This window comes from Roseivivax sp. THAF197b (assembly GCF_009363255.1).
GTDB lineage: Bacteria > Pseudomonadota > Alphaproteobacteria > Rhodobacterales > Rhodobacteraceae > Roseivivax.
Genome location: NZ_CP045318.1, coordinates 120,344 through 141,116 on the forward strand (window position 1 = coordinate 120,344; position 20,773 = coordinate 141,116).

Genomic DNA, 20,773 nt, shown 5'->3' on the forward strand with positions numbered 1-20,773 from the left:
CCGATCAGGGCATCGCGGCTTCGGACATCTCGACCAGCACATCCATCAGCTCGGATGGCAGCTTTGTCGGCAAGGCCAGCTTCTGCATCGGCGTGGCGTCGCACAAAGCCCTGAGGCCTTCCGGGCTGAGCCGCCGGTAATTCCGCTTCCAGTGCCGCAGATACAGGCAGTCGTAGGAGGTGCGCTTCGGCATGGTCTCCCATTCGCGCCACAGATCCGGGCGTTCCTCCAGCAGAAGGTCGAACAGCATCGCGAGCGTGAAATACGGGGTGACCCGGCCGCCGCCGCCGCGTGTTACGTCGACCGCCCAGTTCGGATCCTTGGGCTGGTAGATGCGCTTGCCGCTCCGCATCGAGGGCATGCCTTGAACCGCATCGAGAACGCGCCCCGCCAGCCGGGCCAGATCCCCCTTGGTGCCGCGGTCGAGTTCGCGGCGGAACCGCATCGGCCTGCGCGGAATGCGCCAGTATTCCACCATCTTGTCGCGCCAGCCTGTGACCAGTGCGTTGTCCTTGTCCGCTGCAAGAAACCAGTTTTCCGACAGCCGTTTCCGGTAGGGGTCGTGATAGGCGAAAAAGCCCGTCGTCATCAGGGGCGGCAGAAAGGCGTCGAGCGGGCGGAGCGGCACGGTATAGGCGTCGACCCAGACACCGCCTTGTGTGGCCAGGCAATGCAGGCGCACGATATTGGCAACGCCGTTGAAGGACATCTTTGATCCATCGACGCCGAACTCCTCGAAGTCGAAAGTCACATCCTCCCATTCGAGGATGCGAACATCCCAGTTCGGGTTCATCCGCGCCCAGAGATCCCAGCAGCGCTTGATATCGTCGGGGGCGGCCTCCCGGCCCTGATGCCAGTAGCCGAAAACGGTGCGGTTGAATGTCGTATCCATGCGTCCTCTGATCGGGTGCAGTCGGGGCCGCTTGCCTTTCCGATATGTCGCACAGCGCGCGTCTCGGGGGAATGGGGGAATCTTGCGCCCCTGCGCGTTGTGGCTTTCCCCGCCCCCTCGGCCTCTGATACGTCTTTCCCGACGCCAATGACGAAGGGCTGATCCATGACCAAACCCGTCATCCTCACGATCCTCGATGGCTGGGGCCTGTCGGACACGCGCGAGGCGAACGCCCCTGCGCTCGCGGACACGCCCAACATGGACCGGCTGATGCGCGATTGCCCGAACGCGACGCTGATCACCCACGGCCCCGATGTGGGCCTGCCCACCGGGCAGATGGGCAATTCCGAGGTGGGCCACACCAATATCGGCGCGGGCAGAGTGGTGGCGATGGATCTTGGCCAGATCGATCTGGCCATCGAGGATGGCAGCTATTTCGAGAATGAAGCGATCCTCGCCTTTGCCGACCGCGTGAAGGCCGCAGGCGCGCGCGCGCATCTCTTCGGGGTGATCTCGGATGGCGGCGTGCATGGCCATCTCGCGCATGTCCTCGCCACGGCGAAGCTGCTGACGGAGAAGGGCCTGGGCGTCGTGATCCATGCCATCACCGATGGCCGCGACGTGCCGCCCAAAAGCGCCGATGGCTTTATCGACGCGCTTGCCGCGGATCTGCCCGAGGGCGCGACGATCGGCACCGTGATCGGGCGGTATTACGCCATGGACCGCGACAATCGCTGGGACCGGGTCGAGACGGCCTATCGCGCCATCGTGGACGGGAGAGGCGACACCGCGAGCACGCCCGCAGGGGCGGTCGAGCAGGCATGGGATGCGGGCAAGACCGACGAATTCATCCCGGCAACGGTGATCGACGGCTATGAGGGCATGGCCTCGGGCGACGGTTTTTTCTGCCTCAATTTCCGGGCCGATCGCGCGCGCGAAATCCTCGCTGCGATCTGTGCGCCGGACTTTGACGGCTTCGAGCGCACGGCCCCCGAGCTTTCGGCGCGGCTCGGCATGGTGGAATATTCAGACGCGCACAACGCCTACATGGAGACGGCCTATCCCAAGCGGAAGATCGTCAACACGCTGGGTGAATGGGTGGCGAAACATGGGCTCACCCAGTTTCGTCTGGCCGAAACGGAAAAATATCCGCACGTCACCTTCTTTCTCAATGGCGGCCGCGAAGTGCCCGAAGGGGGCGAGGACCGCTTCATGCCGAAATCGCCCGGCGTTGCGACCTACGACCTGCAGCCCGAGATGAGCGCGCCTGAGGTGACGAAGAAATTCGTTGAGGCCGTGCATGCGGGCTACGACCTGATCGTGGTGAACTACGCCAATCCCGACATGGTCGGACATACCGGCGATCTGGAAGCGGCCATGGCCGCCTGCGCCGAGGTGGACCGCGGCCTCGGCGAGGTGCTGGAGGCGCTGCACGAGGTCGGTGGCGCGATGATCGTCACCGCCGATCACGGCAATTGCGACGTGATGGTCGATCCGGAGACGGGCAATCCGCACACGGCGCATACGCTCAACCCGGTGCCGGTGATCCTCGTGGGTGGGCCGGAGGGCACGCGCCTTGCCGAGGGGCGTCTTGCGGATCTGGCCCCCACACTGCTGGAGCTGATGGGCCTTGAGCAGCCCGAGGAAATGACTGGACGGAGCCTGATCCGCAAATGATCCGTGCGCTGGGCCTGTCCCTGATCCTGTCCCTTGCGCTGAACGCATCGCCGCTGGCCGCGCAGGATGCCGGCGCGGCAGCACGGGCCGCGGCTGCGGCGCTGGATCAGGCCGGGCAGGATCTGGCATCCGCGCGGCGCGCCTCGGACCGGGTGGCGGCGCTGACCGCGACCGTGCGGGCCTACGAGGACGGTCTGACCGCCCTGCGCGACGGGTTGCGCGATGCCTCCATCCGTGAGGCGACCCTGCGCCGCGATCTCGCTGCCCGCGAGGACGAGGTGGCGTCCCTGCTGGCCGCATTGCAGACGCTCGGTCGCGCCGAGGTGGCACAGCAGCTTTTGCACCCCGAGGGGCCTCTGGGCGCTGCCCGCTCGGGCATGTTGGTCTCCGCCGTCACGCCCGGACTTGCCGCCGAGGCGCAGGCGCTGGCGCGCGACCTGCAGGAGGTCGCGACCTTGCGACAATTGCAGGAAAACGCCGCGGACACCCTGCGCGACGGGCTGTCCGGCGTGCAGGAGGCCCGCGCGGCGCTGAGCCAGGCCGTCTCCGACCGCACCGACCTGCCGCGTCGCTTTACCGAAGACCCCGTCCAGACCGCCGTTCTGATCGCCGCGACCGAAACGCTCGAAGGCTTTGCCAGCGGGTTGACCGAGATGACGGGCCGCGATGTCGCACCGGATGCGAGCCCCGCGCTCGCGCAGGGCGCGGTGCCGCTGCCGGTCTCGGGCCGGATCCTGCGTCGCGCAGGCGAGGCGGATGCCGCGGGCGTCGCCCGCCCGGGTATCGTGCTGGCCACACGCCCCGAGGCACTGGTGACAACGCCCGTGCCCGCCACGATCCGCTACATGGGGCCGCTGCTCGATTACGGGCTCGTCGCCATCCTCGAGCCGCGGGCCGACCTTCTGTTTGTCTTCGCGGGTCTCGAGACGCTCTTCGGCGCAGCGGGGCAGGTTCTGCCGCAGGGGGCGCCGGTGGGCCTGATGGGCGGCGGCGGGAATAACACCTCTGTGTTACAGGCCGGAGAGGGGGGTGGAAACACCCGTCCGGAAACGCTCTATATAGAAGTCAGAGAAGGGGATGCGCCGGTCGATCCGCTGGCGTGGTTCACAACCGACAAGGGATAACATCTTATGCAGAAATTCGTCATGGCCGCGCTTGGCGGGACGCTCGCCGGCATCGTCGCGACGACGCAATTCGTGGGCCCGCTTCTGGCGCAGGAAGAAAACCGCGCCACCAGCGTCTACGAACAGCTCGATCTGTTCGGTGACATCTTCGAACGCATCCGCGCGCAATACGTCGAACAGGTGGACGAGGAAGACCTGATCGAGGCGGCCATCGACGGCATGTTGACCTCGCTCGATCCGCATTCCAGCTATCTCTCGCCCGACGATGCCGCGGACATGCGCGTCCAGACCCGCGGCGAATTCGGCGGCCTCGGCATCGAGGTCACGCAGGAAGACGGCTTCGTGAAGGTCGTCTCGCCCATCGACGGCACGCCTGCCGAAATGGCCGGGATCGAGGCCGGTGATTTCATCACCCATGTGGATGGCGAGTCGGTCCTGGGCCTCACGCTCGACGAGGCGGTGGACATGATGCGCGGGCCCGTGGGCTCCGAGATCATCATCACCGTCGTGCGCGAGGGCGAGGGCGAGCCCTTCGATGTGGAGATCGTGCGCGACACGATCACCCTGACCGCCGTGCGCACCCGGACCGAAGGCCAGACCGTGGTTCTGCGCATCACCACCTTCAACGATCAGACCTATCCCAATCTCGAGGAAGGTCTGAACGAACAGGTGGAAGCGCTGGGCGGCATGGAGAACGTGAACGGCTTCGTCGTCGATCTGCGCAACAATCCGGGCGGTCTTCTGACCCAGGCGATCCGCGTCTCGGATGCCTTCCTCGATGCGGGTGAGATCGTCTCGACCCGTGGCCGCGATCCGCAGGACGGCGACCGCTTCAACGCCGAAGAGGGCGATCTGGCCGAGGGCAAGCCCATCGTGGTCCTGATCAATGGCGGCTCTGCCTCGGCGTCCGAGATCGTCGCGGGCGCGCTGCAGGATCATCGCCGGGCCATCGTTGTGGGCACCAAGTCCTTCGGCAAAGGCTCCGTTCAGACGGTGATGCCGCTTCGCGGCGATGGCGCGATGCGTCTGACGACCGCGCGGTATTACACGCCCTCGGGCCGGTCGATCCAGGCGCTGGGCGTCTCGCCCGATATCGTCGTGGCTCAGCCCCCGCGCCGCCCCGAAAGCGAGGAGGACGAAGAGGCCAGCGGCCTGCCCACCCGCACCGAGGCGGATCTTCGCGGCTCGCTCGACAATGACAGCCTGTCCGAAGACGAGCTGCGCCAGATCGAGGAAGATCGCGAAAAGGCAGAAACCGCCGCTGCATTGCGCGAAGAGGATTACCAGCTGGCCTATGCCATTGACATCCTCAAGGGCCTTTCGGCGCTGGGTCCCGAAGTGCAGGCCCTGAGCCAGGGCGCGGCACCGGCGGCCGAGACCGAGTCCGAGTGATCCACGACCGGGCGCCCTTGCGGGGGCGCCCGGCGACGTTTTCGAGGATAGCGCATGTCGCCCGAAGAGATCGCCAAACTGCCCTATCGCCCCTGCGTGGGCGTCGTCCTCGCGAATCCTAAGGGGGAGATCTTCGTCGGTCAGCGTTTCGAGACGAAGGAGCCCGCCTGGCAGATGCCCCAGGGCGGGATCGACCCGGGCGAGACACCGCGGGAGGCCGCGCTGCGCGAATTGCTGGAGGAGACCGGCGTGCCCGCGGATCTGGTGCGTCCCGAAGCCGAAACGCGCGATTGGGTGTCCTACGATCTGCCGCATGACATCGTCCCGCCCATCTGGAAGGGGCGGTATCGCGGCCAGAAGCAGAAATGGTTCCTGCTGCGCTTCTTGGGCGAGGACGGCCAGGTCAATATAGCAACCAAGCATCCCGAGTTTTCCGAATGGCGCTGGCTGGCGCCCGACGCGGTGGTGGAACAGATCGTGCCCTTCAAGCGTCCTGTCTATGAAGCCGTGATCGGTGAGTTGAAGGAATACCTGTGATGCGCGCATTCGTTCTGGCCGCCTGCATGGCCCTGACCGCAACGCCGGGTCTGGCCCTGTCCTGCATGCCTGCGGACCTGGCTAGGGACTACCAGCAGGCGCAGGAGGACGAGGCCGCCTGGATCGTCGTCACCGGCAAGCTGACCTTCGACACGAGCCAATTGCCCGATACCGATCTGAGTCAACAGCAGGAGGCCCCGCCCGAGACCGATATCCCCGCGCAGATTTCTGGCGGGTCCCTGGGCAAGGACGGGTTCACCCGCGCATTCACGCGCGACATCACCCTGCGCGTTCTCTGCCTTGGCCCATGGTGCGGCGGGGCGGAAAGCGGTAGCGACGTGCTGGCCTTCCTGAAACAGGAGGGCGACGATTACGTGGCGATGGCGTCGCCCTGTCCGGGCATGATCTATTACAATCCCACGCCGGAGATGCTGGCGACCGTGACGTCCTGCTTCAATGGCGGGGAATGCACGCCGAAGATGGGCCGCTGAGCCGCAGAATTTCACTAAAATTCTGATGAGATTTTTCTAATAATCTCGAGACTTGCTTATCCGTCGCGCAACCGCTCCAGAACCCGAAGCGATACGTATCCGTCGGGCCGCGCGCCGTCGGCTTTCTGGAAATCCCGCACGGCAGAGATGGTCAGAGGACCAATGCGCCCGTCGATCTTCTCCGGATCGAAGCCCGCGGCACGCAGCCGGGTCTGCAACTCGATCCGTTCATCGAAACTGAGCGCGCGATCCTGCCGCGGCCAATCCGCGGTCAGCGGCCCCGCGCCCCCGATCCGGTCGGCGAGGTGACCGACCGCGATCACATAGGCATCGGCGGTATTGTACCGCTCCAGCACCTCGAAATTGTCGGAGATGAGGAAGGCCGCGCCATCGGCGCCCGCAGGCAGCAGTAGCGACAGAGGTGTCTCGTCGGGCATTTTGGCACGGCCCACGGGCGTCACGCCCAGGCTGCGCCACTCGGCCAGGGTCATGGTGTTGTCGCGTCGCGCCTGCATGTAGTCAAAAGGCTGCGGCAGCAGGACCTCGATCCCCCAGGGCACGCCGGTTTGCCAGCCATGGTGGGCAAGGTAGGCCGCCGTCGAGGCAAGCGCGTCGCTCGGATCGTCCGACCAGATGTCGCGCCGCCCGTCGCCCGTATGATCGATGGCCAACTCCAGATATGAGCTCGGCATGAATTGCGTGTGCCCCATCGCGCCTGCCCAGGAGCCGCGCAGCTGATCGGGCGTCGTCTCTCCCGCCTCCAGAATTGCGAGGGCGGCCAGCACCTCCGCCTCGAAAAACTCCGCGCGGCGGCCCTCATAGGCGAGGGTGGCCAGCGCCGCGAGTGTCGGCGTGTTGCCGCGATAGCCGCCATAGGCGGATTCGAGCCCCCAGATCGCGGTCACGATCTCTGCAGGCACGCCGTATTCCGCCTCGATCCCCGCCAGCACGCTTTTCTGTGCGGCCAGCGCCTTGCGCCCGTTGGCGACGCGCGCATCCGACACGGCGGTATCGAGGTAATCCCAGATCGTCTTGGTGAATTCGTTCTGGTTGCGGTCCCGATCAACGATCTTGGGATCGAAGCGCGCGCCTGCGAAGGCCGCGTCAAAAGTCCGGTCCGAAATGCCCGCCGCGCGTGCCGTCGCCCGGAAATCGCGGATCCACCGCTCAAACCCGATCTGGGATAGGGTGGCCGGATCGGTCAGCGACACCGTGGATGTCGCCGCCAGGATAAGCGGACGCGCTTGCGGACGCGGCGCATCGAAGGGCGCGTCCGCGGCCAGCGGTCCGGCCAGCGTGAGAGCGGAAAGAAGGAAGCCGAAAGGGATGTGACTGCGCATGACCCACCTGTAAAGCGTGCTGCTCTTTTTTGCGCAGTCTACGCCAGTCGGGCCAAGCGGCAAAGCACGGCTTCGTGTCCGCGCGGAGCCTCGCCGATCAGCGCTGACGGGACCGGCGGGCTTTGACCTTCGCGGTCTTGCCGTCCTTCTTCTTGGCGCGCGTGAGTTTGCGCTTGGGCGATGTGCCGGGCTTCTTGCGGCGTCCTCCGGGGCGTCCGCCCCCGCCTCGGCCGGAGCCTTGCGGCATCTCCCGATCCTCGAGCGTGATCAGCTCGAAGGCGATCCCGCCCGTGACGGGTGCGGCCTCCGTCAGCTTCACGGTGACGCGTTGGCCAAGCCCGATGACGGTGCCGGTCTCGGAGCCCATCAGCGTGCCTTCGTCGCGGTCGAAGTGGAAATATTCCGATCCGAGATTGCGCATCGGGATCAACCCGTCCGCGCCCGTCTCGTCGAGCTTCACGAAAACGCCGAACTTGGCGATCCCTGAGATGCGCCCGGTGAATTCCGCGCCCACGCGGTCCGACAGGAAGGCCGCGAGGTAGCGATCCGTCGTGTCCCGTTCCGCCACCATCGACCGGCGTTCCGTCTCGGAGATGTGCTGCGCGGTGGCGTCAAGCTTGTCGAGATCGGTCTCGGACAGCCCGTCATCCCCCCAGCCATGCGCGGTGATCAGCGCGCGGTGCACGATCAGGTCGGAATAGCGCCGGATGGGCGAGGTGAAATGCGCGTAGTTGCGCAGCGCGAGGCCGAAATGCCCGAAATTCTTGGGGCTGTAATAGGCCTGTGTCATGGCGCGCAGGGTCGAGAGGTTGATCAGCTCCGCCTCGTCCCGTCCCGCGGCCTGCGCCAGCAGCTGGTTGAGATGCGCGGTCTTCAGGACCTGCCCCTTGGCGAGCGTCAGGCCTGCCGCCTCGGCGGTGTCGCGCAGGGTGTCGAGCTTGTCGTCTGGCGGCTCCTCGTGCACGCGGAAGAGAAGCGGCGTGTTCTTGGCGCTCAGCGTCTCGGCGGCGGCGACATTGGCCAGCACCATGAATTCCTCGATCAGGCGATGGGCATCGAGGCGGTCGACGAAGTTCACGCTTTCCACATGGCCGTCCTCGGAAAGCTGGATGCGCCGCTCCGGCAGGTCGAGGTCGAGCGGTTGCCTGCGGTCCCGCGCGGCCCGCAACGCGGCGTAGGCCTCGTAGAGCGGGTCGATCACGTCCTCGACCAGGGGCGCGGTCTTGTCGCTTGGCGTGCCATCGCGGGCGGCCTGCACCTCCTGGTAGCTGAGGGCTGCCGAGGACAGCATCAGCCCGCGCATGAAGCGGTGGCTTTTCTTGTTGCCCTCGGCGTCGATCACCATCCGGACCGCGACGCAGGCGCGGGGCACGTTTTCGTGCAGCGAGCACAGATCGCCGGACAGACGGTCGGGCAGCATCGGCACGACGCGGTCAGGGAAATAGCTCGAATTGCCGCGTTTTCGGGCCTCGCGATCCAGCGCCGATCCGGGGCGGACGTAGTGCGCGACATCGGCGATGGCGACCCAGATGACGTAGCCGCCCTTGTTCTTCGGGTCGTCATCGGGTGCGACATAGACGGCGTCGTCCCGGTCACGGGCATCGGAGGGGTCGATGGTGATCAGGTCCATCTCGCGCAGGTCGACCCGGTCGCCAAGACCCGCGGGCGCCATGCGGTCGGCCTCGTGCATGACCTCGTCGGGGAAGGCGTCGGGAATGCCGTGCTGGTGGATCGCGATCAGCGACACGGCCCGCGGCTCCGACGGATCGCCGAGACGCGCGGTGATGCGCGCGCGGGGATTGCCCATGCGGCCCTTGGGGCCGATCTGTTCGGCCTCCACCAGCTCGCCGTCCTTGGCGCCCCCCGTGGCATCGGGCGCCACGCGCCATTCGCGGTCAGCCCCCTTGTCGATAGGTTTGATCGCGCCGCCTTCGGAGCCTGTCTTGAAGATCCCCACGACCTTGAGCGGATTGGCCCCGATCCGGCGGATGAGCCGCGCTTCGTAATGGTGATCGTCGGCCTTGACCTCTTGCAGCCGGGCGAGGATGCGATCCCCGGCGCCGAGGGCCGGATCGCTGTCGCGGGCGATGATCAGGATCTGCGGCTCCGCCCCGGTGCCTGCCCATTCCAGGGGCTTGGCAAAAAGATCGCCATCGTCGTTCGGCGCGCGCACTTCCAGCACGCTCACGGGGGGCAGGCGATCGGGATCGCGATATGTCTTCTTGCGCTTCTCCAGATGCCCTTCGGCTTCCAGCTCCTTGAGCAGTTTTTTCAGATCGATGCGCTGGGCACCCTTGATCCCGAAGGCCCGCGCAATGTCGCGCTTGGCCGTCTGGGTGGGGTTCTCGGAGATCCAGTCGAGGATTTCCGCCTTTGTGGGAAGCTTTGCCATATCGCGCACGTAGCACGCGGGCCGGGCTCCGTCACGCGGGATCAGGGCGCGCGGCGCATCATCCGGTGAGGCACGCCTTCGTCGTCATAGACGGGACCGTAGGCCGTGAAGCCGAGGCCCTCGTAGAAGGGCATGGCGCGGACCTGCGCGCCAAGCGCCACGATGCCCACCTCTCGTGCGGCGTAATGCGCAAGACCCGCGTGCACGAGCGCGGCCCCGATGCCCCGGCCGCGCCCTTCGGGCAGAACGCAGATGCGCCCGATCCGGCCCTCGCCCCCGTCCATGTACAGCCGCGCGCAGCCGATGGGCCTGGAGCCGTCGGAGGCCAGAAGATGGGTTGCCGTCGCATCGAGCGCGTCGAACTCGGAGGCCTCGGTGAAGCCCTGCTCGTGCACGAAGACCGCCATGCGCAGCGCGCGGACAGGCGCGAAGTCCGGGGCTTCGGAGATGGTGACGCTCATGCGAAAAAATCGCGCAGGATACGGGAATAGATCGCCTTGAGCTGGTGGATCTGCGCGACCGAAACGCGTTCATCGACCTGGTGCATCGTCTCCCCCACGAGGCCGAATTCCACCACCGGGCAATGATCGCGCACGAAGCGCGCATCCGACGTGCCGCCCGAGGTCGACAGGACAGGCGCGATGCCGGTCTCTGCCTCGACTGCGCGGGCCACCAGATCCGACAGGGGGCCGGGCGGCGTCAGGAAGGCCTCGCCCGATATCTTGATCTCCATCTCGGTCACCGTGCCGAACGCGGCATCGACCTTGGCGGCCTCCGCCCGCAGCCAGTCCGACAGCGCGGCGCCGGTATGCGTGTCGTTGAAGCGGATGTTCAGCAGGCCACGCGCCTCGGCGGGGATCACGTTTGTCGCGGGATTGCCCACATCCATGCTGACGACCTGCAGCGAAGAGGCGTCGAAGTGATCGGTGCCTCGGTCCAGCTCATGCGTGGCCAACCCGTCCAGAAGCCGCAACAGCGCATGGCAGGGGTTCTTCGCACGATGCGGATAGGCTGCGTGCCCCTGAACGCCCCGCGTGGTGATCCAGGCCGACATGGAGCCGCGCCGCCCGATCTTCATCATCTCGCCCATGCGGGACGGGCAGGTGGGCTCGCCCACGAGGCAGACATCCATCGCCTCGCCCTGATTGGCCATCCAGTCGAGCAGCGCGCGCGTCCCGTCGAGCGCGGGGCCTTCCTCATCGCCGGTGATGGCGAGGATCAGCGCGCCATCGGGCGGGGTATCCTTGACGAAATCCATGGCGGCGGCGGCAAAGGCCGCGACCCCCGACTTCATGTCCGTGGCGCCGCGCCCCCAGAGCTGGCCGTCCTTTTCTTCCGCGCCGAACGGGTCGACCGACCAATCGGCGAGATTGCCCAAGGGCACCACGTCGGTATGTCCGTTGAAGCCGAAGGTCCGGGCATGGCCCTTGTCGCCCCAGCGCGCGAACAGATTGGAGACCTCACCGCGATCGGCGCGCATGCAGGTGAAGCCCGCCGCGCTCAGATGGTTTTCCAAGAGGGCAAGCGCGCCGCCTTCCTCGGGCGTGACGGAGGGGCAGCGGATCAGATCGGCGGTCAGACGAACGGGATCGACGGTCATGGCAACTCCAGTCGCGAGGATGTGGCGCGTTTGCCGCAATTCGATGACGGAAATGCGGCGGTGGTCGTAATTCCTTAACCATTTCAAGGCGCGCGCGGCTAGTGTCTGGAAAAAATAACACGTCCGAGGCAGGGCAGCTTTTTCAGTTTCGTATCCGATCCCGGTGTGGCGTCAGGCCGCGCGGTGGATCGCGTACCTTTTGCGTGGTGGATCAGCCCCAGCCATCGGCCCGTTGAGGCAGATGAGACATGGTACGCGCGCGCGAACTTCCCATTGATGAAGGCGCATCGGCCACGGAGATGGCGCAGACCATCTTCGCCGACGATGTGACCATCGTGGGCGCCAGCTATTCGGGCGATTCCGATGGCTCCGGCGTCTATTCGAACGGCGACGCATTGATGCCGGGCGTGGCGCCCGGTGATACCGGCGTGATCCTGTCGACCGGCGATGTGGATGATGTCACCAACTCTCGCGGCTCCTCCAACCAGCGAACGAACACCTCGACCAATACCAGCGGCGAGAACAACAATCCCGATTTCAACGCCGCAGCGGGGGCTGCGACCTATGACGCGGCCTATCTCGACGTGGATCTGATCCCCGAGGGGGATTACCTGACATTCGATTTCGTCTTCCTGTCGGAGGAATTCCCCGAATACGAGACGGGCATCTATCAGGATTTCGTCGGCGTCTGGATCAATGGCGAATTGGTGCCCCTGAGCATCGGCGACGGGGATATCGACCCCAACAACCTCAACTCCCAGTCGAACGCCAACCTCTACATCGACAACACCTCCGACCAGTACAACACGGAGATGGACGGCTTCACCGTCACGATGTCCGTCGTGATCCCGGTCGAGGCCGGAGAGGTGAATTCCCTGCGCATCGGCATCGCCGATGTCAGCGATTCCAATTACGACTCGACGATCATGATCGCTGCAGGCTCTGGCACCACCAAGCTGGTGGCGTTCGACGATGTGGTGCAGCTTGAGCCGGGCGGAAGCCGGACATTCGACGTGCTGGCGAACGATATCGACAGCACCAATGGCGCGCTCTTTGTCACGCATATCAACGGGATCGCCGTGTCTGCGGGCGACAGCGTCACCCTGACGACCGGTCAGGTCATCACGCTGAACGCGGATGGCACCCTGAGCGCCGTGGGCGACACGGACGAAGAAACCGTCAATTTCACCTACCAGATCGAGAACAGCGCGGGCGACAGCGACACCGGCTTCATCACGATCAACCAGGTGCCCTGTTTCGTGGCGGGCACCGTGATCGACACCGAGAACGGACCGCGGCTGGTCGAGGATCTGAAACCCGGTGACATGATCCGCACCGCCGACGAGGGCTACCAGCCTTTGCGCTGGATCGGACAGCGCCAGGTCGAGGCAACCGGCAAACATGCCCCGATCGAGATTGCGGCCAACACCTTCGGCGCGCATCTGCGCCTCCAGGTCTCGCCCTTGCACCGCATCCTCGTTGAAGATGCCCGGGCGGAGCTGATGTTCGGCGAGGCGGCGGTGCTGGTCTCCGCGAAGTACCTCGTCAACGGGGACACTGTCTTCCCGGTCGAGGGCGGCTCGGTGACCTATGTTCACCTGCTTTTTGACCGCCACCAGATCGTCTTCGGCAATGGCCTGCCCTCGGAGAGTTTCCTGCCGGGGTCCATGATCACCTCGATCTTCGAACAGGAGGTCCTGGAGGAGATCTGCGCGCTGTTCCCGGATCTCGATCCCCGCACGGGGAACGGATATGGCGAGGCGGCGCGCCGCATTCTGCGAAATTACGAAGCCAGCGCCCTGTTCGAGCGGGCCGCATGAGCTGGATCGCGCTGTCGGGTCGGGACATCGAATGGACCTGCGAGGACACGTTTGGCGCGACGCCGGCCGACCGCCATGCCTTGCTGACGCGCGGCTCCATGGTGATCGAGACACGGCTTTCCCCCTATGGTCGTCCGCAGACGCTTTTGGGATATGAGCGCCGTCACCCGTGGTCGGGCCGGATTTCCTTGCAGGCAGTGCCCGGTGGCGGCGTCGTGGTCGTGCTGAACCAAGGCACGTCGCATTTTCACACCGTCATCCCGCCCGAAAGCGGTGCGCGCACCGAAACGCTGCGGCTGACACTGTCCTGGGATGCGCCCGCGCGCTGGGGGCGGCTCGTGGTGGAGCGGCCTGAAAGTTCGGGCTTCCGCATGATCGAGACGCCGCCGCCGCCGCCGCTGATGCTCGAAGACATCTTCACGATGATCCACCGCCCGCAGCTCTGCGAGCGGGACGCGGATGTGGTGTTCTTCGCGGTCTCGAACAAGATCGAGCCTGTGGGGCCGCAGCCGACCCTTGCCGCCAATTCGAGGATCACGACCGAAACCGGGCCCAAACGCGTCTCGGACATTCGGGAGGGCGATCTGGTGCGCACATTGGGCGGCGCTCTGCAGCCGGTCGTGAAAGTGGTCAAGCGCAACGTGCCGGCGCTGGGCTCCTTCCAGCCGGTGCGGCTGCGCGCGCCCTATCTGGGTCTCGTGCGCGATGTTCTCGTGGCGCCGCATCAGAGGCTGGTGATCGGCGGCTCGGAGGTGGAATACATCTTCGGGCATGAAACCGTTCTGATCCCCGCCGATGCGCTGGCAAACGGGTTTACCGGCCTGCGCGATACGAAACGCAGCTTCGTGCAATATTACCAATTGGTCCTGCCGCGCCATGACGCGCTGATGATCGCGGGCGCCGCGTTCGAAAGCCTGTATCTCGGGCGGTTGAGACGCAAGCGCGATATGGTCCCGGCGACGCTTCTGGCCGACATGGACCCGCGCGTATTCCCCGAACATGTGCGCGCGGGCTATCAGGTCCTGCGCCCCTTCGAGGCTGTGACGCTGGCCGAAGCGCGGGCCGCCTGAGGCCTGATCCTATGCTCGGGTCGACGCGGTGGCGCGCCGTCAGCCCGGATGCGTCGGTTTGTCGAAATAGGGCGTGATCTGGGCCACGACGACGGAGTTTTCCTCAAGCGCGCGGGCCATCAATGCTCGCTCCTCCGCCTCGATCTCGTGCCCGGCAGCGAGGCGCTCTTCCTCGGTGCCGTAGCCCGTGACATCGAGCGGGGCCATATCCGCCTGCTTGAGGATCGCCACCGTCTCGCGCACGGCCTCCGCCTCGTCCACGCCGGACGCATAGCACATGAGTGCAGCACCGGTCGCGCCGTCGGGCAGCCCGTCACCGGATTTGCGGCCCAGTTCCACGACCAGCGTGTAGACCTTCTGTTTCGATTTGGGCTTGGCGTCGGGCTTTGTCATGGCGTCGTGCTTGCCGGTCCCGGTGGCGCCTTGTCAACACCATGCGTCACGCCCGTACCGCTGCCTAACGCCGGATTGCGCGCCAGCCGCCGATCAGGATGCAGGCCCCGATCAAGCCGACGACCAACTGCGACACCCACCATCCCGATGCCATGATGCCGAGGATGCCGAGAAGCCAATTGGCGACGATCGCGCCGACGATGCCGAGGATGATGTTCAGGAAGGGGCCGGTGTCGGCCTTCATGATCATGCTCGCAAACCAGCCCGCGAGACCACCCACGATGATCGATCCGAAAAATCCTAGTCCCATGTCTTATCTCCTTTTCCACAAAGCGCTGCGGTTTCCACGGCGCCGTTTCAGCCGAATAGTTCCGTGACCAGTGCGGTCGCGTAAATGGCCATCATCAGGACGCTTTCGATGCCGATCCGGCCCGGTCCCTCGCGTTGACGCAGGATCAGCCCGGCCAGCAGCACGGACGTCATCAGCAGGCCCGTGGCCAGCCAATAGGCATCGTTTGTGCCGATGGCGTGATAGAGCGAGCCGTCGCGATAGGCGACATCGCCCGCCACGAGGAAGAGCGTGTCGAAGGTGTTCCCGCCGATGATGCCGCCGACCGCCAGTTGCAGCGCGCCCCGGCGCACGGCCACCAATGTCGTGACGAATTCCGGAAGCGACGTGACCACGGCCGTGACAACAGCGCCCACCAGCGACGAGGACAGCCCGAAACGGGAAATGAAGACGCCCCCGGCCTGGCTTATGACCCAGCCGCCCATGCCCATGACGACCACAAGACCCATGAATTGCAGCGCGGGGCCGCGGGCGGATCGTTGTGCCTCGTCTCCGTCTTCCGGCGCATCGTCGCGCGTATCCGAGGTGCGCACCGGACGCCACATCGGATCCTCGCGCACGGAGGTCGCGAGCTTCACACCGGCCAAATAGACCAGAAACAGCAGGACAGAGGCGGGATGCACGCCGAGATAGGACAATTCCGGCCCGGATAGCGCGCAAAGCGGGATGCTCAGCAGGATGATCAGCATCACCGCCTGAAAGAGGTTCGCAGGCTCCGCCGCGGCATGTTCGAGATTGGCGCGTTTATGCAGCAGGTCGGCGATGGCCAAAAACAGCGTCTGCGCGGCGATGCCGCCCACCGCGTTCGAGAAGGCGTAGCTCGCATCCCCCGACGCCGCGGCGTTCACCGATACGACGACACCGGCAAGCGAGGTTGCCGCCCCGAGGATCAGGCCGCCCGCCATCGCCTCTCCCATCTGGGTGCGGTCGGCGATGATGTCGGCAAGCTGCGTGGCCTTGATCGACGCCACCACGACCGCGCTCGCAGCCAGGGCGAACACGGCGAAGAGGAACGGCGAAGAAAGGCTCGCTATCATGAAAAAGGCCCGGCGGTGTCACTCGGAACAACCACCGGGCCGCATTTTTGTTTCCGGCAAGGTCGAAATCAGTCGCGCAGGAGCTCGTTGATCCCGACCTTGGAGCGGGTCTGTTCATCGACGCGCTTCACGATCACCGCGCAGTAGAGGTTCACGCCGTTCTTCGACGGCATGGAACCCGAGACGACCACCGAATAGGGCGGCACTTCGCCATAGGTGAACTCGCCCGTCTCTCGGTCGACGATCTTGGTGGACTTGCCGATATAGACGCCCATGCCGAGAACTGCGCCTTCGCGGACGATGCAGCCCTCGACGACTTCGGAGCGGGCACCGATGAAGCAATTGTCCTCGATGATGGTGGGGCCTGCCTGCATCGGCTCCAGCACGCCGCCGATGCCGACGCCGCCCGAGAGGTGCACGTTCTTGCCGATCTGTGCGCAGGAGCCGACCGTGGCCCAGGTGTCGACCATGGTGCCCTCGTCCACATAAGCGCCGAGGTTCACGAAGGACGGCATCAGCACGACGCCCGGCGCGATATAGGCGGATTTGCGGACGATGCAGTTGGGCACAGCGCGGAAGCCTGCCTCTTTCCAGTCCTTCTTCTTCCAGCCCTCGAACTTGCTGTCGACCTTGTCCCACCAGGTGCCGCCCTGCGGGCCGCCCGAATGCTTTTCCATGTCCTTGATACGAAAGCCCAGGAGCACGGCCTTCTTGGCCCATTGGTTGACGTGCCAGTCGCCGCTGTCCTGCCGTTCGGCGACGCGCAGCTTGCCCGAATCGAGCGCGTCGAGCGTCTCCTCGATGGCATTGCGGGTCTCGCCCTTGGTATCGGGGGTGATGTCGGCGCGCGCCTCCCAGGCGCTTTCGATGGCAGCTTCGAGCTGGACGATATCCATGGACCTTGAATCCTTCGCTGTCGTTTTGGTTTGCGCCCTCTTAGCGCGCGACTTGCCGCAAGGAAAGCCGCTCTGCAGGTGCTGGCGGGCGCCGCCGATCCGGGCTAGGTCTGCCCGGCACATCATGACCGGAGGCCCGATGAAGGATAATCGCAAAAGCCAGTTCCGCGACGCGGGCCGGGATCGCAAGACAGCGGCCGAGGTGCCGGAGACGCCGCAGACGCAATCCGCGTCCTACCGGCTGGCCTTCACCGATGAAGAATTCATGTGTCGCCCCGAGCTTCGGCCCGTGCGGCTGCAGCTGGAACTTCTGAAAACCGAGATGCTGCTTGATGAGGCCGGGATCGAGACCACGGTCGTGATGTTCGGCGGCGCGCGCATCCCCGCGCCCGAGCGCCGCGACAAGGCCCGGACCGAAACGCTGGCCGAGCTGTCGCGCTACTACGACGAGGCGCGCAAGTTCGCCCGCGTGCTGACCGAGCAATCGCTCAAGGCCTATGGCGGCAGCGATGTCGTCGTCACAGGCGGTGGTCCCGGCGTGATGGAGGCGGGCAATCGCGGTGCCGAGGAGGCGGGCGGTCGATCTGTCGGGCTCAATATCGTGTTGCCGCATGAGCAGGCGCCGAACCCCTACGTGACGCCGGATCTGGCCTTCAACTTCCATTACTTCGCGATCCGGAAGATGCATTTCCTGATGCGCGCGCGGGCCATTTGCGTGTTCCCCGGCGGCTTCGGCACGCTCGATGAGCTCTTCGAGGCGCTGACCCTCATCCAGACCGGCCGGATGAACCGCGTGCCGGTCCTGCTTTTCGGTGAGGCCTTCTGGCGCTCCATCGTGAACTGGGAGGCGCTGGCCGATGCCGGGACGATCGGCGCGGAGGATCTCGAGCTCTTCCGTTTCGTGGAGACGGCGGACGAGGCGCTCGAGGAAATCGCCAAATGGCCGGTGGAGCCTGCCCGGGACCGGCTCCCGCCGCGCTGACGGCCAGGGCCTTATCGCGGAACCGCGACCGCGTTGCGCCCCTTTCCCCTCCATGCAGGCTGCGTTAGATAGCGCGGCAACCAGAGAGCCCGGGCGCGATGATCCTGCCCGGCCAACAGCACAGGAGCCGATCACATGGGCTACAAAGTTGCCGTCGTTGGTGCCACCGGAAACGTGGGCCGCGAAATGCTGAACATTCTCTCCGAGCGGGAGTTCCCCGTCGACGAACTGGCCGCGCTGGCCTCGCGCCGGTCGCTCGGCACCGAGGTGAGCTTCGGCGATCAGACCCACAAGACGCAGGACCTCGACACGTTCGATTTCACCGGCTGGGATATCGCGCTTTTCGCCATCGGCTCGGACGCGACGAAGAAATATGCGCCCAAGGCGGCCAAGGCGGGCTGCGTCGTGATCGATAACTCCTCGCTTTACCGCTACGACCCGGACGTGCCGCTGGTGGTGCCGGAAGTGAACCCCGAAGCGGTCGAGGGCTATTCCAAGAAGAACATCATCGCGAACCCCAACTGCTCGACCGCGCAGATGGTCGTCGCACTGAAGCCCCTGCACGACCGTGCCAAGATCAAGCGCGTCGTGGTGTCGACCTACCAGTCGGTCTCGGGCTCCGGCAAGGAGGCGATGGACGAGCTGTGGGACCAGACCAAGGCGGTCTACAATCCCACGGATGACGTGAAGCCGAAGGTCTATCCCAAGCAGATCGCCTTCAACGTGATCCCGCATATCGACGTCTTCCTCGAGGATGGCTCCACCAAGGAAGAGTGGAAGATGGTCGCCGAGACGAAGAAGATCGTCGACGGCTCGATCAAGGTCACCGCGACCTGCGTGCGCGTTCCGGTCTTTGTGGGCCACGCGGAATCGATCAATATCGAGACCGAAGAGTTCCTCGATGAGGACGAGGCGCGCGACATCCTGCGCGAGGCGCCGGGCATCATGGTGATCGACAAGCGCGAGGACGGCGGCTACGTCACGCCGGTCGAATGCGTGGGCGATTACGCCACCTTCATCAGCCGCATCCGTCAGGATTCGACGATCGACAACGGACTGAACCTGTGGTGCGTGTCGGACAACCTGCGCAAGGGGGCGGCGCTCAATGCCGTTCAGATCGCGGAGACCTTGGGCAACCGGGTGCTGAAGAAGGGCTAATCGTCCTCGATCACCTGAAAGTCGTCATCATCGCCGTCGTCCCGGGCCTGGGGCGGCGGCGTTGTCGTTTCTAGGAGGCGGGTCACCAGGTGATGGTGGCTGTGCCCGGGAAAGGGCGCGCCGTAGCGACGCAGGAGGGCACCGTAGGAATGGCCAAGCTCGGATGCCTTGCACAGGCGCAGGCCCTCTGGATGGGAATGCAGCGCCAGCCCGCCCCCTGCCTCGTGCAGGGCATAGCCCTTGGCCCTGAGCCGCGCGATGAGGTCGCCCCAGTCTTGAGCTGCCGCGAAATCCTGAGCGAGGAGGACCCGCAAGGGGCCGAGGAGCTGCTCATCCGCCCGATTGGGCGTCTTCGCGGGATAAGCCCTGCGCTTCAGATCAGCGGCGAGCGCAGAGCGGATCAGATCACCCGGAGACATGTCGGCCGCTTTCGCGGCCTGTAGCGTCGCCCGGCGCAGATCCGGTGGCAGAAAGAGATCCATGCGTTCCATCCCCGCAGGCTACGCCCGCCGATGTTAACGGATGGTAACCATAGAACCACATTCTGAAGAAAAGGTCCGCCTCGGCCCTAATTTCACCCCGAATCGCGTCTACGCTCACCGAGAAGCAAAACAGCAAGGCAGACCATGCGATGGCACAGGACATCCCGCAGACCAGCAAGGCGCTCCCCGGCCGCCTCGATTGCGAAACCGCCGCATTGTTCCGCGGCTTTCTCCGCCCGATTTTCGAACACGCTCAAAGCTGGGCGGATCTCGTCACCAAGCTCACCGCGCGGGGCTATGATCTGTCTTTCCATGAAGGGCGGCTGGTGATCTCGTCGCGCGATGACGGGCGGCCGCTCTGCACCGGGCGCGATCTGGGCGAGCCGCTCTCCGCGCTTGCCGTGCGGTTCGGTCGGCCGCAGCTCAAGATCGGGCGCGACGGACGGTCCGGCTGGCTGGCCTAAGCAGGGCTGAGCAAGTCTGTCAGACGGCGGTATAAATCCCGTTCGCGGGATCGAACTGCTCTAGGCTGCCTTCCGCGATATCGGTCCAGAGGCCGTGCAGGGACAGCCCGCCCGCCTCGACCGCTTCCTTGACGAAGGGGAAGGTCATCAGGTTGTCGAGCGAGACGAGCACCGCCTCTTTCTCCAGTGCCCGCGCCGCCTCCGTTTCATCGACGCCGCGCGCCTTCACCCGCTCATAGCCGGGCCGCAGAATATCCATCCAGCGCCCGACGAAGCTCGTCTTCTCCTCGAGCGCAGGGGCCCGGCCGCTGCACATGTCAAGACAGCCCTGCACGCCGCCGCAGCTGGAATGTCCAAGCACGATCAGGTGCGAGACACGCAAGGCGGTCACCGCGTATTCGACGGCCGCAGATGTGCCGTGCTGGTTGCCGTCGGGCTCGTAGGGCGGCACCAGGTTCGCGATATTGCGGTGAATGAAGAATTCACCCTGATCCGCACCGAAGATCGAGGTGACATGCACCCGGCTGTCGCAGCACGAAATCACCATTGCGCGCGGGCGCTGCCCCTCGACCGCGAGCCTGCGATACCATGCGCTGTTGTCTGCATAAGCCGTGGCCTTCCAGCCGTGATAGCGTGTCACGAGGTAACTCGGCAGGGGGCGGACGAATTTCATACGG

At 65.4% G+C, this 20,773-nt stretch carries 21 protein-coding genes; 10 read left to right on the forward strand and 11 right to left on the reverse strand.

All coding sequences use genetic code 11. The annotated features are described in order from the left end of the window. Positions 1-4: 4 nt before the first annotated feature. Positions 5-892, reverse strand: a complete 888-nt coding sequence (locus FIV09_RS00595) for a capsular polysaccharide synthesis protein (RefSeq protein WP_152448158.1) — start codon at positions 890-892, stop codon at positions 5-7. Between the two features lie 165 nt (positions 893-1,057). On the opposite strand from FIV09_RS00595, the gene gpmI reads away from it, so the two are divergent. Genes gpmI through FIV09_RS00620 form a run of 5 tightly spaced genes read left to right on the forward strand, consistent with a single transcriptional unit; the run spans position 1,058 to position 6,113 of the window. After that, complete coding sequence (gene gpmI / locus FIV09_RS00600; RefSeq protein WP_152448159.1) at positions 1,058-2,569, forward strand: 2,3-bisphosphoglycerate-independent phosphoglycerate mutase; 1,512 nt, start codon at positions 1,058-1,060, stop codon at positions 2,567-2,569. Then, positions 2,566-3,693 carry a murein hydrolase activator EnvC gene (locus tag FIV09_RS00605; RefSeq protein ID WP_152448160.1) on the forward strand — a complete coding sequence of 376 codons (1,128 nt, stop codon included), beginning with the start codon at positions 2,566-2,568 and terminating at the stop codon, positions 3,691-3,693. The genes gpmI and FIV09_RS00605 overlap by 4 nt, the downstream gene beginning before the upstream one ends. 6 nt (positions 3,694-3,699) lie before the next feature. Continuing rightward, positions 3,700-5,085, forward strand: a complete 1,386-nt coding sequence (locus tag FIV09_RS00610) for a S41 family peptidase (RefSeq protein ID WP_152448161.1) — start codon at positions 3,700-3,702, stop codon at positions 5,083-5,085. Positions 5,086-5,139: 54 nt separating this feature from the next. Continuing rightward, positions 5,140-5,622, forward strand: coding sequence for an RNA pyrophosphohydrolase (locus FIV09_RS00615; protein ID WP_152448162.1), 483 nt, complete (start codon positions 5,140-5,142; stop codon positions 5,620-5,622). Then, the gene (locus FIV09_RS00620; RefSeq protein WP_152448163.1) at positions 5,622-6,113 is read left to right on the forward strand and encodes a hypothetical protein; all 492 of its coding nucleotides are present in this window, start codon (positions 5,622-5,624) and stop codon (positions 6,111-6,113) included. The genes FIV09_RS00615 and FIV09_RS00620 overlap by 1 nt, the downstream gene beginning before the upstream one ends. A gap of 56 nt (positions 6,114-6,169) precedes the next feature. On the opposite strand, the gene FIV09_RS00625 is transcribed toward FIV09_RS00620, so the two are convergent. From FIV09_RS00625 to dapE, 4 genes are all read right to left on the reverse strand, one after another. After that, the gene (locus FIV09_RS00625; protein WP_152448164.1) at positions 6,170-7,453 is read right to left on the reverse strand and encodes a lytic murein transglycosylase; all 1,284 of its coding nucleotides are present in this window, start codon (positions 7,451-7,453) and stop codon (positions 6,170-6,172) included. Positions 7,454-7,550: 97 nt separating this feature from the next. Continuing rightward, on the reverse strand, positions 7,551-9,845 hold the full coding sequence (gene rnr / locus FIV09_RS00630) for a ribonuclease R (protein WP_152448165.1): 2,295 nt from the start codon (positions 9,843-9,845) through the stop codon (positions 7,551-7,553). Between the two features lie 41 nt (positions 9,846-9,886). Continuing rightward, a complete protein-coding gene (locus tag FIV09_RS00635; RefSeq protein WP_152448166.1) occupies positions 9,887-10,306 on the reverse strand; it encodes a GNAT family N-acetyltransferase in 420 nt (139 codons plus the stop codon). After that, positions 10,303-11,445: a succinyl-diaminopimelate desuccinylase gene (dapE, locus tag FIV09_RS00640; protein ID WP_152448167.1), complete on the reverse strand. Its 1,143-nt coding sequence runs from the start codon at positions 11,443-11,445 to the stop codon at positions 10,303-10,305. The genes FIV09_RS00635 and dapE overlap by 4 nt, the downstream gene beginning before the upstream one ends. 248 nt (positions 11,446-11,693) lie before the next feature. Between dapE and FIV09_RS00645 the strand changes: the two genes are divergently transcribed. Both FIV09_RS00645 and FIV09_RS00650 read left to right on the forward strand, forming a co-directional pair. Continuing rightward, a complete protein-coding gene (locus tag FIV09_RS00645) occupies positions 11,694-13,265 on the forward strand; it encodes a Hint domain-containing protein (RefSeq protein WP_152448168.1) in 1,572 nt (523 codons plus the stop codon). Continuing rightward, a complete protein-coding gene (locus FIV09_RS00650) occupies positions 13,262-14,335 on the forward strand; it encodes a Hint domain-containing protein (RefSeq protein ID WP_152448169.1) in 1,074 nt (357 codons plus the stop codon). Before FIV09_RS00645 ends, FIV09_RS00650 begins: the two co-directional genes overlap by 4 nt. A 39-nt stretch (positions 14,336-14,374) precedes the next feature. On the opposite strand, the gene FIV09_RS00655 is transcribed toward FIV09_RS00650, so the two are convergent. From FIV09_RS00655 to dapD, 4 genes are all read right to left on the reverse strand, one after another. After that, entirely contained in the window at positions 14,375-14,728 is a 354-nt protein-coding gene (locus FIV09_RS00655) for a hypothetical protein (protein WP_152448170.1), read from the reverse strand. A gap of 64 nt (positions 14,729-14,792) precedes the next feature. Next, positions 14,793-15,038, reverse strand: a complete 246-nt coding sequence (locus tag FIV09_RS00660) for a GlsB/YeaQ/YmgE family stress response membrane protein (protein WP_152448171.1) — start codon at positions 15,036-15,038, stop codon at positions 14,793-14,795. 47 nt (positions 15,039-15,085) lie between these two features. Beyond that, positions 15,086-16,114 carry a sodium:calcium antiporter gene (locus tag FIV09_RS00665; protein WP_152448172.1) on the reverse strand — a complete coding sequence of 343 codons (1,029 nt, stop codon included), beginning with the start codon at positions 16,112-16,114 and terminating at the stop codon, positions 15,086-15,088. A 68-nt stretch (positions 16,115-16,182) separates the two neighbouring features. Continuing rightward, a complete protein-coding gene (gene dapD, locus FIV09_RS00670; RefSeq protein WP_152448173.1) occupies positions 16,183-17,010 on the reverse strand; it encodes a 2,3,4,5-tetrahydropyridine-2,6-dicarboxylate N-succinyltransferase in 828 nt (275 codons plus the stop codon). A 139-nt stretch (positions 17,011-17,149) separates the two neighbouring features. Here dapD and FIV09_RS00675 point away from each other — a divergent pair, with 139 nt between their 5' ends. Next, a complete protein-coding gene (locus FIV09_RS00675) occupies positions 17,150-17,992 on the forward strand; it encodes a TIGR00730 family Rossman fold protein (RefSeq protein ID WP_152448174.1) in 843 nt (280 codons plus the stop codon). A 135-nt stretch (positions 17,993-18,127) separates the two neighbouring features. After that, positions 18,128-19,150, forward strand: a complete 1,023-nt coding sequence (locus FIV09_RS00680) for an aspartate-semialdehyde dehydrogenase (protein ID WP_152448175.1) — start codon at positions 18,128-18,130, stop codon at positions 19,148-19,150. On the opposite strand, the gene FIV09_RS00685 is transcribed toward FIV09_RS00680, so the two are convergent. Next, positions 19,147-19,632 carry a hypothetical protein gene (locus tag FIV09_RS00685; protein ID WP_172975586.1) on the reverse strand — a complete coding sequence of 162 codons (486 nt, stop codon included), beginning with the start codon at positions 19,630-19,632 and terminating at the stop codon, positions 19,147-19,149. The genes FIV09_RS00680 and FIV09_RS00685 overlap by 4 nt on opposite strands. A 149-nt stretch (positions 19,633-19,781) precedes the next feature. Here FIV09_RS00685 and FIV09_RS00690 point away from each other — a divergent pair, with 149 nt between their 5' ends. Further along, positions 19,782-20,096: a hypothetical protein gene (locus FIV09_RS00690; protein ID WP_152448176.1), complete on the forward strand. Its 315-nt coding sequence runs from the start codon at positions 19,782-19,784 to the stop codon at positions 20,094-20,096. Positions 20,097-20,115: 19 nt separating this feature from the next. Here FIV09_RS00690 and FIV09_RS00695 read toward each other — a convergent pair whose 3' ends face one another. Further along, on the reverse strand, positions 20,116-20,769 hold the full coding sequence (locus tag FIV09_RS00695) for a carbonic anhydrase (protein WP_152448177.1): 654 nt from the start codon (positions 20,767-20,769) through the stop codon (positions 20,116-20,118). Positions 20,770-20,773: the final 4 nt, after the last annotated feature.

What these genes read in the sequence shown, in the direction of transcription:
- FIV09_RS00645 (WP_152448168.1), top strand. Translation starts at nt 11,694, where the DNA reads ATGGTACGCGCGCGCGAACTTCCCATTGATGAAGGCGCATCGGCCACG.
- FIV09_RS00675 (WP_152448174.1), top strand. Translation starts at nt 17,150, where the DNA reads ATGAAGGATAATCGCAAAAGCCAGTTCCGCGACGCGGGCCGGGATCGC.
- FIV09_RS00660 (WP_152448171.1), bottom strand. Translation starts at nt 15,038, where the DNA reads ATGGGACTAGGATTTTTCGGATCGATCATCGTGGGTGGTCTCGCGGGC.
- FIV09_RS00595 (WP_152448158.1), bottom strand. Translation starts at nt 892, where the DNA reads ATGGATACGACATTCAACCGCACCGTTTTCGGCTACTGGCATCAGGGC.
- rnr (WP_152448165.1), bottom strand. Translation starts at nt 9,845, where the DNA reads ATGGCAAAGCTTCCCACAAAGGCGGAAATCCTCGACTGGATCTCCGAG.
- FIV09_RS00655 (WP_152448170.1), bottom strand. Translation starts at nt 14,728, where the DNA reads ATGACAAAGCCCGACGCCAAGCCCAAATCGAAACAGAAGGTCTACACG.
- gpmI (WP_152448159.1), top strand. Translation starts at nt 1,058, where the DNA reads ATGACCAAACCCGTCATCCTCACGATCCTCGATGGCTGGGGCCTGTCG.
- FIV09_RS00605 (WP_152448160.1), top strand. Translation starts at nt 2,566, where the DNA reads ATGATCCGTGCGCTGGGCCTGTCCCTGATCCTGTCCCTTGCGCTGAAC.
- FIV09_RS00680 (WP_152448175.1), top strand. Translation starts at nt 18,128, where the DNA reads ATGGGCTACAAAGTTGCCGTCGTTGGTGCCACCGGAAACGTGGGCCGC.
- FIV09_RS00620 (WP_152448163.1), top strand. Translation starts at nt 5,622, where the DNA reads ATGCGCGCATTCGTTCTGGCCGCCTGCATGGCCCTGACCGCAACGCCG.
- FIV09_RS00650 (WP_152448169.1), top strand. Translation starts at nt 13,262, where the DNA reads ATGAGCTGGATCGCGCTGTCGGGTCGGGACATCGAATGGACCTGCGAG.
- FIV09_RS00665 (WP_152448172.1), bottom strand. Translation starts at nt 16,114, where the DNA reads ATGATAGCGAGCCTTTCTTCGCCGTTCCTCTTCGCCGTGTTCGCCCTG.
- FIV09_RS00685 (WP_172975586.1), bottom strand. Translation starts at nt 19,632, where the DNA reads ATGGATCTCTTTCTGCCACCGGATCTGCGCCGGGCGACGCTACAGGCC.
- FIV09_RS00635 (WP_152448166.1), bottom strand. Translation starts at nt 10,306, where the DNA reads ATGAGCGTCACCATCTCCGAAGCCCCGGACTTCGCGCCTGTCCGCGCG.
- dapD (WP_152448173.1), bottom strand. Translation starts at nt 17,010, where the DNA reads ATGGATATCGTCCAGCTCGAAGCTGCCATCGAAAGCGCCTGGGAGGCG.
- dapE (WP_152448167.1), bottom strand. Translation starts at nt 11,445, where the DNA reads ATGACCGTCGATCCCGTTCGTCTGACCGCCGATCTGATCCGCTGCCCC.
- FIV09_RS00615 (WP_152448162.1), top strand. Translation starts at nt 5,140, where the DNA reads ATGTCGCCCGAAGAGATCGCCAAACTGCCCTATCGCCCCTGCGTGGGC.
- FIV09_RS00610 (WP_152448161.1), top strand. Translation starts at nt 3,700, where the DNA reads ATGCAGAAATTCGTCATGGCCGCGCTTGGCGGGACGCTCGCCGGCATC.
- FIV09_RS00625 (WP_152448164.1), bottom strand. Translation starts at nt 7,453, where the DNA reads ATGCGCAGTCACATCCCTTTCGGCTTCCTTCTTTCCGCTCTCACGCTG.
- FIV09_RS00690 (WP_152448176.1), top strand. Translation starts at nt 19,782, where the DNA reads ATGGCACAGGACATCCCGCAGACCAGCAAGGCGCTCCCCGGCCGCCTC.
- FIV09_RS00695 (WP_152448177.1), bottom strand. Translation starts at nt 20,769, where the DNA reads ATGAAATTCGTCCGCCCCCTGCCGAGTTACCTCGTGACACGCTATCAC.